This window comes from Streptomyces sp. HUAS TT11 (assembly GCF_051553595.1).
In the GTDB taxonomy this organism is placed as follows: Bacteria; Actinomycetota; Actinomycetes; order Streptomycetales; family Streptomycetaceae; genus Streptomyces.
Map to the genome: position 1 here is coordinate 1,786,486 of NZ_CP196184.1, position 13,835 is coordinate 1,800,320.

General features: G+C 71.0%; 6 protein-coding genes and 1 pseudogene. 5 read left to right on the forward strand and 2 right to left on the reverse strand.

Translation table 11 applies throughout. The features are described from left to right. The first annotated feature begins 11 nt into the window (after window positions 1-11). Both ACSHXN_RS08225 and ACSHXN_RS08230 read left to right on the forward strand, forming a co-directional pair. Window positions 12-716: a type VII secretion system-associated protein gene (locus ACSHXN_RS08225; protein ID WP_438302857.1), complete on the forward strand. Its 705-nt coding sequence runs from the start codon at window positions 12-14 to the stop codon at window positions 714-716. Between the two features lie 88 nt (window positions 717-804). Then, window positions 805-2,001, forward strand: a complete 1,197-nt coding sequence (locus ACSHXN_RS08230; protein WP_356294903.1) for an RICIN domain-containing protein — start codon at window positions 805-807, stop codon at window positions 1,999-2,001. A gap of 163 nt (window positions 2,002-2,164) precedes the next feature. Here ACSHXN_RS08230 and ACSHXN_RS08235 read toward each other — a convergent pair whose 3' ends face one another. Beyond that, entirely contained in the window at window positions 2,165-5,506 is a 3,342-nt protein-coding gene (locus ACSHXN_RS08235; RefSeq protein WP_356294905.1) for a GH92 family glycosyl hydrolase, read from the reverse strand. 824 nt (window positions 5,507-6,330) lie between these two features. Here ACSHXN_RS08235 and ACSHXN_RS08240 point away from each other — a divergent pair. Continuing rightward, entirely contained in the window at window positions 6,331-6,957 is a 627-nt protein-coding gene (locus ACSHXN_RS08240) for a DUF1345 domain-containing protein (protein WP_355138905.1), read from the forward strand. A gap of 344 nt (window positions 6,958-7,301) precedes the next feature. Beyond that, a pseudogene (locus ACSHXN_RS08245) lies at window positions 7,302-8,905 on the forward strand (hypothetical protein). Window positions 8,906-8,965: 60 nt separating this feature from the next. Here ACSHXN_RS08245 and ACSHXN_RS08250 read toward each other — a convergent pair. Then, entirely contained in the window at window positions 8,966-10,753 is a 1,788-nt protein-coding gene (locus ACSHXN_RS08250) for an FUSC family protein (RefSeq protein ID WP_356294907.1), read from the reverse strand. A gap of 715 nt (window positions 10,754-11,468) precedes the next feature. Here ACSHXN_RS08250 and ACSHXN_RS08255 point away from each other — a divergent pair. Further along, window positions 11,469-13,760, forward strand: coding sequence for an FdhF/YdeP family oxidoreductase (locus ACSHXN_RS08255; protein WP_355142217.1), 2,292 nt, complete (start codon window positions 11,469-11,471; stop codon window positions 13,758-13,760). Window positions 13,761-13,835 lie beyond the last annotated feature (75 nt).

Below are 13,835 nucleotides of genomic sequence, written 5' to 3' on the forward strand. Positions count from 1 at the left end.
GGAGCCACGCAGTGAGCGACAGCCCAGCGCCGCGGCCCTCGTCCCCGGACTGCGCGGCACCCGGGCGAGCGGCGGACGGCCGAACACCGGAGCCGCCGGTCACGGCCCCGTCGTTGCCCGAGATACCGGCTGAGGTACGGGAGGCGGCCCGGCTCGCGCCCGATCACTGGCTCGGCATGGTCGATCCCGCCTGGCGCGGCGAAGGCCCCCCGCCCCGCTGGGCCTTGGTCGGGGAGTGGCGCTCCGGGATGAGCGGCGAGATCGAGGAGTGGCGTGACAACGAGGACTACCGTCCCTCGCCCACGGCACTGGGCTGGCCGGAGCCGACGGACGATGTGGACGAGGCGGTCCAGCGGGCCTCCACCGGATACGGCCCGGTCGACGAGGTCCCCCGGCTGCTGGCGGCCGCGGAGGTATCGGTGCTGCTCGGACCCGCAGGCGAACCGCTGGCCGCGCGCACACCGGACGGCGACGCGGTGATCCCGGTCTTCACCTCCGCCGGACATCTGCGGGCGGCCGGCCTGCTCGCCTCCCAGACCCTGCGGGTCGCCGAACTCGTCGGCCGGTTGCCGCAGGGACATCGGCTGTACCTCAATCCGACCGGCGCCGTCGGCATGGTGATCGAGACGGAGACGCTCCTCGCGGCACTCGCATCGGGCCACCCGGAAGCCGCTTCGGGGATCCCGGGGCCGACGCCGCAGCCGGCTGCGCGATGATCAGCACGCTCGACCCGCCGCACCCGCCCGCGGGTCACGTCGTACCGCCCACCACCTCCCACACCACCGTCTTCACCGGAAGGACGCCATGACGGCCTCCCAGCGCCCCAGTTCCCCGAACGAGCCGACGCAGGCCGAGACCGAGGAACCCCAGCAGACCGCCACGGCCACCGCGACCCCCGAGGCCCGGACCGAGCCGGAGCCGCAGGCCCGGGCGGCGGAGGCGGAGTCGGCGCGGAAGACGGCGCAGGCACCCGAGTCGGCACCGACCGGGTCCGACGAGGGCGGCGAACCGGAGCCCGGCGGCGCGGAAACCGCTGCCGGCACCGCCGAGGCCGAGGAGACCAGGTCCGAGGAGGAGCAGGCCACCGCCACTGCCACCGCCACCGCCGAGGAGGAGGCGACCGACGCCACGGCCGCCGAGACGGCGACCGCCGTCGCACCCGGGCGGCCCCACAAGAGCCTGCTGGCGGCGGCCGCCATCGTCGGCACGCTGCTGGTGTCCGTTCCGTTCCTGGTGACGACCGGCGGCGACGGCGGCAAGGACCGGGCCGCCCGGACCGGCGCCGCACCCGGCACCGTCCTCGGTGGCGAACAACCGGGTGGTGGTGTTCCCGGCGCATTCGACTCGGCGTCCCCGTCTCCCGACGGCTCGCCCAGCGGAGCCCACGTCACGAAGCCCGGAAAGCACATCACGGGATCGGGTACGACCGGCGGCTCCGGTGGTGCCGGCGGCTCTGCCGCTGGTGCGAAGCCCTCGTCCGGAACGTCGGAACACCATGCCTCGGCGTCCTCGTCCGGCGGCAAGAAGTCCACGACCACGGGCACGTCGTCGACCGGTCACAAGACGTCCACCGGATCCTCGGGTTCCTCCGGCTCCTCGGGGGGTTCCCCCGTCGTCGCCGGTGTCTCGATCTGGAGCCACGCCTCCGGCCGCTGTATCGACGTGTCCGGCGGCCGGGGCAACGACGGCACGCCCCTGGACATCTGGGACTGCAGTGGAACCGCCCGGATGAAGTGGCAGTTCATGTCCGACGGCACGGTGCGCGCCATGGGCAAGTGCATGGACGTGGCCTGGGGTTCCGGCGCCAATGGCGCGGTGATCCAGCTCGCGAACTGCAGCGGCAACCCCGCTCAGCAGTTCCGCCTCAATTCCGCCCACGACCTGGTGAACCCGCAGGCCGACAAGTGCGTGGACGTGAAGGACGAGGGCACGGGCAACGGCACCCGACTTCAGCTGTGGTCCTGCAACGGCCAGGACAACCAGAAGTGGAGCAGCGGCTGACGGGCACCGGACGGGCCTTGCACCCGGCTCGCCGGGCTCGCACGTCCGGGACGAAGTCCTGCCGATGCGCCTCCAAGAGCGGAAGGTTCCGCCCCGGTCGTGAGGACCGGGGCAAAACCCCCTCACGCCGTCGCTCCAGCGGCGTGCGGCGCCCTACGGCGGATCAGCCGCCGAAGCCGACGGCGAAGACGTGGTTCGTGCCGTCGTCCGCCGCCGCGAGCTCGACCGAAGCGACCTGCTTGGCCGGGTCGACCGGGATCCTGGTGGCGAAGACGTAGGTCGTCACCGAGTCCTGACCTCCGGAACCGGTGACGCGGTACGGCGTGGAGACCACTGTGGTGTCCTGGGACACCGGCTTGCTGCTTCCCGCGTTGAGCGTCCAGTCGGAGAACACAGCCGTCCCGGTCGACGTGGTGCCGTCCTCGTAGGTCACGGTCACCTGGCTCGAGGAGCCGGTCGACGGGGCGTTGGTGGCCGCACCGAGCAGGCCGAGCCAGGAGGCTCCGCTCGGCCCGGCGAGCGGAATGCGCTGGCCGGCGAGCTCGATCTCGTCGTCCTTGCCGCTGCCGAAGGCGGGCCAGGTGTACGTGATGCCGTCCGCGGTGCTCTGCGCACCGCCGTTGACACCCGCGGCCGCCAGCGCGTCCTTCGAGTAGGCCCATCCACCGCCGTCGAAGCCGCCGGTGAACCGGGTTCCGTCCGGATAGACCCCCTGCGTCGTGTAGTACGGCCACAGTTCGCCCGGTCGGGCCACCACCACGCGCAGCGCCACCGAGCCAAGGCTCGTGCCGGCGCCGTCGGTGAGCGAGAAGAGCACCGGGTAGACCCCCTCGGTGCCGCCCGCGGTCACCTTGATCTGCTGCTGCGCCGTGCCGTTCGCGCCGACGTCGAACGAGCCCGACGAGGCCGGAAGGCTCACCCCCGAGGGCGCCTGGGCGGTCCAGTGCACCGTCTGGGCTCGGCTGCCGATGTTCGAGACGTCGAGCGTCCCCGTGCCGCTGCCGTCGGGCGACAGGACCAGGCCGACGCCGGAGGGACCGGCCGAGGCGAGGACGTCCCGCTGGCCGGTGGAGTCCGACGGCGGGGCCGAGCCGTCCGCGGCGGCCCATCCGGTGTCGGCGTGCGTGCCGAGCGTGTAGTCGAGCGTGCCGCCGTTCTTCAGTGCGCCGAAGGTCGTCCAGGCCTTGTTCCACGCCTTTCCGTTCACCGCCAGCGACTGCACGTACGGCGCGTCGGACGCGGCCTGCGGGGCGTTGATGTTCAGCGTGCGCCCGCTCGGCAGCGCCACCTGGGCCCGGGTGAAGACCGGGCTGCCCAACGCGAGGACGTCCGTGCCCGGCGTCTGCGGGTACATGCCCAGCTCCGACCACACGTACCAGGAGCTCATCGCCCCCAGGTCGTCGTTGCCGAACGAGCCGACGGGCGCGTTGAAGTACAGCTTCTGCTGCGCCTCACGCACCGCCTGCTGGGTCTTCCAGGGCTGTCCGACGTAGTCGTACTCCCAGGGGATCTCCAGGCTCGGCTCGTTGCTCAGATTGGCGTCGGTCGCCGACGGGTCCGCGATGTCGCTCAGCAGGCTGTCGAGGTAGGAACTCCAGGCCTGCGCGCCGCCGCGGGCCGCGATGAGCGCCTTGAGGTTGAACGGAACCATCGGCGTGTACTGCGCCGAGGTCCCCTCGACGAAGCCGTTGGACGTGCCCGGCGCGAAGCCGGTCGCCCATTCGCCGTCGGCCTTCTTCGCCTGGAGGTAGCCGGTCTGCGGGTTGAAGACGTTCTGCCAGTCCTGCGCCCGGCTCGCGAACGTCGTGTAGACGTCGTTCCTGCCGAGCGACTTGGCGAGTGCCGCGATGGCGTAGTCCGCGCTGTCGTACTCCAGTTGCGTCGAGACCGGGCCGTAGAAGTTGCAGCAGCCCCAGTCGGCGCCGTCGATCGGCAGATAGCCCTTGGTGTCCCGCAGGGACTCGCCCGGCCGGTCGTTGTTGGGCCTGGTCGCCTCGTGGACCATCGCGTCCAGTGCGTGCGACACGTCGAAGTTCTGCGCGCCGAAGGCGCGGGCGCCCGCGATGATGCCGTCCGCCGGGTCGCCGACCATCACATAGCTCTCGCCGTTGTTCTGCGCCCACTTCGGCAGCAGCCCTGTCTGGTCGTAGCCGTTGAGCATCGAGGTGACGACGTCACTCGTGACCTTCGGCTCGACCATCGCCATCAACTGGGTCTGCGACCGGTAGGTGTCCCAGCCGGAGTAGTTGGCGTACTGCGCCTGCTGCCCCTTGGCCACCGTGTGGATCTGGTCGTCCATCCCCATGTACTGGCCGTTGTCGTCGGAGAAGACGTTCGGGTGGAGCAGCGCGTGGTAGAGCGCGGTGTAGAACTGCGTCTGCTGGTCGCGGGTGCCGCCCGCGATCCGCACCCGGTCGAACACCGCGTTCCACGCGGCGTGGTTGGCGGCGCGCATCGTGTCGAAGTCCCAGCCCTTGACCTCTTTGGTGAGGTTGGCACGGGCGTTGGCGTCGGAGGTGTACGAGATGCCGACCGCGGCCGTCACGGTCCGTGCGCTGGTGGTGTCGAAGGTGAGGTACATGCCGTTGGCGCCGGTGACCGGCGGGCCGGACTGCGTGCCGCCCTGCGTGCCCGCACCGCCGTGCACACTCGGGGAGGGGGCGGCCGGCACGGTGAAGTGCCGCTCGGCCAGCGAGTCCGGCGAACCCTTGCTCAGCGTCTGCTTCGGGCGCCCGAGTCGCAGCGCCTTGGCGTCGGGGTTGACCGTCGAGCCGACCCAGGTCCCACTGCCGGTGAAGGGATGGTCGAACTTGATGTCGAAATGGATCGTGTAGGTGTTGGCGGCACCGCAGAAGTGGCCGCTCTGGACCGCGCCGATGACCTCATGGTCGTTCACCACCTGGGCACGGGTGCCGTCGATCTGCGTGGCTCCGCCACTCAGCTTGAGCAGCAGGTGCGAGTCGTCGCTGCCGGGGAAGGTGAACCGGCCCAGCCCGGCACGGGTGGTGGTGGTCAGCTCCGTGGAGACGCCGTTGTCGTCCTTCACGCCGTAGGAGCCGAGGGCGGCATGCTCGTTGTCGTGGCTGAATCCCACGCTCGTGCCGCCCAGGTCGCCGGAGAGGGAGCCGGTGAGGGGCAGCAGGGGCACGTCCCCACCCGCCGAACAGCCGGGCCCGGACATATGGGTGAGGCTGAAGCCGGAGATCTTGGAGTCGTTGTACTCGTAACCTCCGCCCAGGGCGCGGTGCGGCGTGGTGTCCGGCCCCCACTGCATCATGCCGAAGGGCATGTCGGGCCCGGGGAAGGTGTCGACCTCGCCCGACGTACCGATGAGCGGGTTGACCAAGGATGCCGGATCCCCCACGAAGGCGGGAGCGGCGAAGGCGGACACGGCGCCGAGCGCCTGGAGCGGCAGGGCGGCCATGGCCAGTACGGACACGGCGGCGAGACGTCTGCGGAAACGGCTACGGAATCTGGGCGGTCGCAGGGACCTGGGATTTGCCATCACGTGCCTCCACGGCGGGGGTTGTGACCTCACGGATGACGTGCAGGTGCGTTTCCGCACCACATGGCGGTTGACATCGTTGTCAGAACCGATGGGCGAACCACCCTGACAACGTTGCCAGCGCATGCGGACACCGATCCAACGCCCCGGCTGACCCTGTGTCAACCAAGGCAACATCCTGTTAAGGCAAACCGATTCGGCCACTCGGGCCACCTGGGGCGCCCGGCCCGACGCGAACCCACATGGCGGCCCGTCGGCCGCCACCGGGCTCGGCACCTTCCGCCGCACCCCGGTCCGCCCGGCACCCGGAAGAGTGGCGCGCCGGTCCGGGCCGCCCCGTCGCACTCATACCTGACGAGGCTGTGCAGGAGTGCGACGTTCAGCCCGTAGCCGGCGATCTTCTTCATGTGCGCCCCGACGGTGTCCCCCCTCGGCCCTTCCCGACACGGCGTTGTCGCCGGGCAGACACCGGACGGCTTCGTCGTGGAGCAGGGACCGCAGCCGCTCCCGGTCCACGGTGGCCAGGGCGGTGTGGAACCGCCGCCCGATCCCGTACTTCTCGTCGCCGGAGAGGGACATGGCTCTTCTCGCGGATTCCCGCGGTCTGCCGCACCGACCGGAGGGCGGCACGCGTGGACCGGCTCGGGGTCACGCATCCCCGGCATGCCGGCCGGGTCACGCACGCGGAGCGCACCGGTGCCCCGCCCGGCACAGCGCCCTCCGCGTGCGTCGGGCACGGGGATCGCCCTCTCCGCGCCGTCCGCTACGCCGACTGCTTCGGCGTCCGGGTGCCGGGCTCGACGAAGCCGCTACGGTCGGGACGTATGAGCACGTGCTTGCCGGTCTCGGCCATTCCACGGCTCGCCTGCGCCGTGGTCGTCGGAGCGGTGGCGGGTGCCGCCGTCGGTGTGCCGACCGACGCACCGCTGGGTGTCCTGGCGGGCATCGCCGTGACGGCGGCGTTCTTCGTGGTGGCGGGCTGGATCGTCCTGTGGCCGATGGACGCCGCGGCGACTCGCCGCCATGCCCGCCGCGAGGATCTGCGGCCGGTCGCCGAGGAACTCGCCGTGGTCGCGGCCGCCGTCTGCGGGCTGGTCGGCATCGTGGTGCTGCTCCTCGGCAGTTCGGACCCCGCCCATGCCGCGACGGCGCTCGGCGGCGTGTTCATGGCCTGGGCGGCACTGCACCTGATGTACGCCACCCGCTACGCGTACCTCTACTACCCGGAGTCGGCGGGCGGGATCGACTTCAACTCCGAGCAGCCGCCCGCGTACCGGGACTTTCTCTACTTCAGCTACAACCTGGGGATGACGTACCAGGTCTCGGACACCGGTGTGTCCGGCTCGGCCATCCGCGCGATGGTGCTGCGCCACTGCCTCCTGTCCTACGTCTTCGGCACCAGCATCCTCGCCACGGCCATCAACCTCGTCGCGGGAATCGTCACCCACTGATCCGGACGCCGCGCGCCGTCGGTGATCGACCCCGGCCGGCCGGTCGCTGCCGCTCACCCTCCGTCACCCGGTGCTCCCCGATCGAGTGGCGGGCCCTGATCACCCGGCATAGCCTGCCGAAAGGCCCCTGTTGCCCTCGTATACCCGAATGGCTGAAAGGGTGGAGAGCCTTGAGCACCGACAAGGACGAGCGGGAAGCGCTGGAGCCCTCCGTAGGGCCGGTCCCCACGGAGGACCCGGAGTTCCACCCGTACCACCATCCGGCCGCGGGCTGGGGCGCGGCCAAGAGCGTGAGCCGTGTCCTCGTGCGCGAGCACGCGCTGCTGGACGGGCCTCGGGCGATCATGCGGATGAACCACGAGAACACCGGTTTCGACTGCCCCGGATGCGCATGGCCGGACGACACCAAGGGCCTGAAGCTGGACATCTGCGAGAACGGGATCAAGCACGTCACCTGGGAGATGACACCCAAGCGTGCCGGGCGCGAGTTCTTCGCCGCGCACTCGGTGACCGAGCTGTCCCGGTGGAGCGACTACGCGCTGGAGGACCAGGGCCGGCTGACCGAGCCGATGATGTACGACCCGGACACGGACCACCACGTCCCGACCCGGTGGAAGGACGCGTTCGAGCTGATCGGCAGTGCCCTGCGCGGGCTGGACAACCCCGGCCGGGCCTCATTCTACACCTCGACCGCCCTGCCGTAGGGGGCAGTCGGGAGCATAAACAAAGCCGTATCGAACCGAGTCAACAAGCTCGGTCGTTCACGGCCGAGTAGTTGACCTGGTGTCTGGGCCTCACACGGCACGGTGTCGACACCGTCCGGGAGATCGTCAATCTGCTTCTGCTGCGCGGCAACCTGGGGCGGGAGGGGGCGGGTCCCTCCCCCGTGCGCGGGCACAGCAACGTCCAGGGCAACCGGACCTGCGGCATCGACCACCGGCCCACCACGGAGTTCCTGGACCGGCTGGCCGAGGTCTGCCGGATCGATCCGCCCCGTGAGCACGGCCTGGACACCGTCGGCACCATCCAGGCGATGCTCCGCGGCGATGTGAAGGTGTTCGTGGGTATGGGCGGCAACTTCGCCCTGGCCGCGCCCGACACCCCGGTCACCCGGGCGGCGCTGCGCAACTGCGATCTGACCGTGCAGGTGAGCACCGAGCTGAACCGCAGTCACCTCGTGCACGGACGCCGGGCCCTCATCCTGCCGTACCTCGCCCGCACCGAGAAGGACCATCAGCGCAAGGGCGTCCAGAGCACGTCCGTCGAGGACTCGATGAGTATGGTGCACCTGTCCATCGGTATGAAGCGCCCCGCCTCGCCGCATCTGCTGTCCGAGCCGGCGATCGTCGCGGGCATGGCCCGTGCCCCCCTGCCCGCCAGTTCCACACCGTGGGAGTGGTACGTCGAGGACTACGACCGGATCCGCGACACCATGGCTCAAGTCCTGGACGGCTTCGAGGACTTCAACCGCCGAGTGCGGCTGCCCCTCGGCTTCCGCATCAAGCAGCCCGCCCGCGAGCCGGTCTTCCTCACCTCCTCGGGCGCCGCCGAGTTCTCCGCGGCCCGTCTGCCCGACGTCGTCCCCGCCCCCGGCACCCTGGCACTGGGCACCATGCGGTCCCACGACCAGTGGAACACCACCATCTACTCCGACAACGACCACTACCGCGGCATCAAGAACCTCCGCACGCTCGTCTTCATGAACCGGGGCGACATGCGCGAACGCGGAATCGCCGACCTCGGTCCCGTCGACATCACCAGCACCGCCAGGGACGGCAGCACCCGTTCCCTGAGCGGCCACCTCGCCATCCCCTACGACATCCCCCGGGGCTGCGCGGCCGGGTACATGCCCGAGATGAACGTGCTGTGCGCGCTCGCCGACCACAGCACCCAGAGCGACCAACCGATCATGAAACACGTCAAGGTCACCATCACCCCCGCCGGCTGAGCGAGGAGCCCGCGAGAGCGTAAGGCGGGCCCGGCGACGGCCCTGGCACCGCCCACGCCGTCACCGTCCCCGGGCGAGCCGTTCGAGCAGGCGATAGGCACGCTGCTCCACGGCGACGAGTTCGGCGGGATCGATCTCCGCCGACCACAGCTCCCCCGCCGCGGCGTCGTCGGCCTCACGCAGTTCCACCACCGCCATGGCGAGATGCGTCTGCACGACCGGGAACGCCGGCGCCGAGCGCTCGTCCAGCGCCCGCTCCGCATGCTCGGCGGCCTCCGTGCACGCGGCCAGCGCACGCTCGGCCCGGACCGCGGCACGGTCGTGGACCACCAGGAGTCCGCAGACCAGCCCGATGACGATCCCCAGAATGCTGCCGACCGCCCGGTCGAGGACGAGGGTCCCGGGAGGTTCCGGTGGTGCCGCCAGTTCGGTCAGGAGCAGTGCCAGCGGCGTGAGGAAGACGACGCCGAGACCGTAGTTGCGGGACACGACGTACTCCAGCAGGAACTCCAGAAGGACGATCACGAGGACGAGCGTTGCCGCATCCGGCCGCAGGGCCAGTACGGCCAGGGCGACGACCAGCCCGGCGACCGTGCCCACCGTGCGCTGGACGGCGCGCTGCGCCGCGGTGCGGACGTTGATGGAGTGCAGCACCGCCGCGGCGGAGATCGCCGCCCAGTATCCGTGCCCGAGGTTCAGGGCCACGGCCAGTCCGCCCGCCAGCCCGGTCCCGAGGACGATCCGCAGTGCGGGTACCACCAGCACCGAGACGTGGCTCGGACGGCCCTGGTGCCGCCCCACCAGCAGTTCGGCGGCGCGTGTCTCGGCGGCGCGGCCGGCGGCGGGATCGATCGGTTCCGGTGCGGTCCCCGTCGTGTCCCCGGCGGCTCCGGTCCGGGCGGCCGCGACGGGCATCAGCAGCTCCGGCAGCAGCGGGGGTACGCGGCGGCGCCGGTCCGTCAGAAGCCGGACCTGTCGGCGCAGGTGCCGCGCCAGGTCCGCGTGGTCAACGGGCGACCGGCGTGCGGAGCCGATCAGCAACGACCAGGAGAGGTCGGCGAGGCGCGCGCACACCCCGCCGCGGACACCTTGCCCGGCGCCGGTGGGCGGCGGCAGTCCGAGGGACACGTACGCCTGCAGGACGGCGGCGGTCGCCCGGTTCCGGGCCGGGCCGGCCCCGTGCCGCGCCTCACCGGACTCCAGCAGCCCGGCGAGCCGGCGCAGGGCCGCGGCCACGGCGAGGCGTTGCGGCCGGTCGGGCTGTACGAGCCGGCCCGACATGGCCAGCGCCCAGGCCACGGCGGCTCCCACCGCGGCCAGTGCGGTCTGCGGGAGGACATCGGCGACGTCGGGCGAGGCGTTGGCGGCCACGGCGAACGAGAAGAGCAGCAGCACCGCGCCGAGGCCGCTCTGCCGTGCGGCGTCACAGGCGAACTTCGCCGAACCGGCGACCACGGCCGTGGCCGCGACGACCACGACCGCGCCGCTTCCCCCCTCGCGGGGATGGGCCCAGGCGGCGAGCGTCGAACCACCGGCCACACACGCGGTCATGGCCAGCGCGGCCAGTGCGAGGACCCTGGCGCGCCGCGGGTAGGGCAGGTTGTGCCCGAACGTGGTGGTGAAGGCGCCGAGCATGACGTAGACGGCTTGGTCGGCCCGCCCGGTCAGCACCAACGGCAGCGCCGGCAGTGCCATGGCGAGTGCGGCGTGCAGGGCGCAGGCGAACGCCCCGTCCACCTGGTGCAGGGAGAGCGCGCCGCGCGGGGTCAGTACGCGCGCCAAGTCGGCCGCCGGACGCCGCCGGCCGCTCCCGGTCACCAGGAGGTGTGAAAGCTGCAGACGGGGCATGATCGGGGTATATCACTTGCTTCTGATGGTGGACTGTTCATCGTTCGCCGACTCCGCGGACGCCCGGTGGTGTGGGGCGCCGACCCGGATCGCGGTGAGCGTGGGGTGCACGTCGGGGGATCGTTCCGCCGATGTCGCCGATATCGATGGCCGGGCTTCCAAAAATCGGGAAAATTCAAGAAAAGACAATCGGCGCCGTTTCCCGAACCGCCCGCACGGAATTGTTCACCCCTCGATCACCATGCACGAATTTACCATGGCAGCCGGAACAGGAATTGCCTGTGACGCGATCGGCGGCGCCTGTCAGGACGTGTGCTCGCCCCCGCGGCCCGTCGCTCGGTCGCAGGACCGCTCGGCGCCATCCGCCCGGCCGCGCCCGGGCAGGAATGCCGCGTATTGCCCTGCCGGGCCGCCCCGGCCCGTGCCGTCGCCGCCCCCGTGGAGGAGACCGCCGCCGTGATAAGCGGCGCCGATCGGATCATCGAAGAGCCCTCTTTGACTTCCGGCCGGGTAGCGGCGGAAGCTGCACTCGCAGTGGGAGTCGGATATGCGCAGACGGCGCACGTGAATACGCACGTCCATGGCCCGTACGTCCGGCGCACTTTCCCGTTTCGGTGAAGGGGGAAAAGGTCGCCGCGGCACGGCCTGGGACGCGCACGCGCCGGATACGCACGGCCCGGCCGGTGGCCCAGCGTGGAAAGAGGCAGCCCGGATCATGAGCAGCATCGAGGACCCCAGCGACGATCTGTCGGTCACCCCGCCCAAGACCTGGGCGACGGGTCTGCCCGCGGTGACGCACGCCCTGGAGTACTCCCTCGGCCAGACGTCCGTGCGGCGCACCGCGCTGACGCTGCTGAACGTCAACCAGGCCAAGGGCATCGACTGCCCCGGCTGCGCCTGGCCCGAGCCCGCGCCGGGCAAACGCCACAGGAACGAGTACTGCGAGAACGGCGCCAAGCACATCAACGACGAGGCCACCTCACGGCGCGTCACCCGCGACTTCTTCCGCGAGCACTCGATCGCCGAGCTGGGCGGCATGTCCGACTACTGGCTCAACCAGCAGGGCCGGCTGACCGAGCCGATGGTGAGGCGACCCGGCGCGACGCACTACGAGCCGATCGGCTGGGACGAGGCGATCGGTCTGCTCGCCCGGGAACTGCGCGGTCTGGACTCCCCCGACGAGGCCCTCTTCTACGTGTCCGGCCGGCTGAACAACGAGGCCGCCTTCCTCCTCCAGCTCTTCGCCCGCGCGTTCGGCACCAACAATCTGCCGGACTGCTCCAACATGTGCCACGAGTCCAGCGGGTCCGCGCTGCAGGAGACCCTGGGCATCGGCAAGGGCAGCGTCTCGCTGGACGACATCCACGATGCCGACCTGGTCTTCGTCGTGGGACAGAACCCGGGGACCAACCACCCGCGGATGCTGTCGGCACTGGAGGAGACCAAACGCAACGGCGGCCGCGTGGTGGCGGTGAACACGCTGCCCGAGGCCGGGTTGATGCGCTTCAAGCACCCGCAGCGGGTGCGCGGCGTGATCGGCCGCGGCACGCCCATCGCCGACCAGTTCCTGCACATACGCGCCGGCGGCGATCTCGCCCTGTTCCAGGCCCTCAACCGGCTGCTGCTGGACGCCGAGGAGGCCGCGCCGGGCACCGTGCTCGACCACTCCTTCATCAAGAGCAGCACCACCGGCTTCGAGGACTTCGCCGCACAGGCCGAGAAGACCTCCTGGGACGATGTGCTGACGGCGACCGGGCTGTCCCGCGAGGAGATCGAGCGGGTGCACGCGAGCGTCCTGCGGAGCAAGAAGATCATCGTGTGCTGGGCGATGGGGCTGACCCAGCACAAGCACGGGGTTCCCACCATCCGGGAAATCGTCAACTTCCTGATGCTGCGCGGCAATATCGGCAGGCCCGGCGCCGGAGTGTGCCCGGTGCGCGGCCACAGCAACGTCCAGGGGGACCGCACCATGGGGGTGTGGGAGCGGATGCCGCAGAGGTTCCTGGACGCCCTGGAGCGCGAGTTCGGCTTCACCCCGCCCACCCGGCACGGCCTCGACTCGGTGAACGGCATCCGTGCCATGCGCGACGGGAGCGCCAAGGTCTTCGTCGGCGTCGCGGGGAACTTCGTACGGGCCACTCCCGACAGTGCGGTCACCGAGGCGGCGATGCGCAGCTGCCGGCTGACCGCGCATGTCTCCACCAAGCTCAACCGCTCGCACACGGTCTGCGGCGACACCGCACTGATCCTCCCCACGTTGGGCCGCAGCGACCGTGACGTCCAGGCCACGGGCGAGCAGTTCATCACCGTCGAGGACTCCATGAGCGAGGTGCACGCCTCCCGGGGGAAGCTGTCACCGGCCTCACCGCACCTGCTGAGCGAGGTGGCGATCGTCAGCCGGCTGGCGCGCAGCACGCTGGGGGACGAACCCTCCATCCCCTGGGAGGACTTCGAGGCGGACTACGGCACGATCCGCGACCGGATCTCCCGTGTCGTACCGGGCTTCGAGGACTTCAACACCAGGGTGGCGCGGCCCGGCGGCTTCACGCTGCCCAACCCGGTGAACGAGCGGGTCTTCCGCACCCCTAGCGGCAAGGCGGTCTTCACCTGCAACGAGTTCACCATGCCGCACGTCCCCGAGGGGCATCTGCTGCTGCAGACCCTGCGCTCGCACGACCAGTGGAACACCGTCCCGTACGCCCCGAACGACCGGTACCGCGGCATCCACAACGCCCGCCGGGTCGTGCTCGTCAACCCCGCCGACCTGGAGGCCCTCGGCATCGCCGACCGCGCCGAGGTGGACCTGGTGAGCGTCTGGCACGACGGAACGGAACGCCGGGCGGAGAACTTCCGGGCCGTCGGCTACCCCACCAGCCCCGGCTCCGCCGCGTCCTACTACCCCGAGACCAACGTACTGGTCCCGCTGGACAGCGTCGCCGACATCAGCAACTGCCCGACGTCCAAGGGTGTGGTGGTCCGTCTGGAGGCGGCACGCACACCCGCCTGACACGGACGCCGGCCACGGCCCCGTCCGGTACTGGCCCGGGCCTCGTCGGCCGACGCCGACGACGCGCGGCACGAC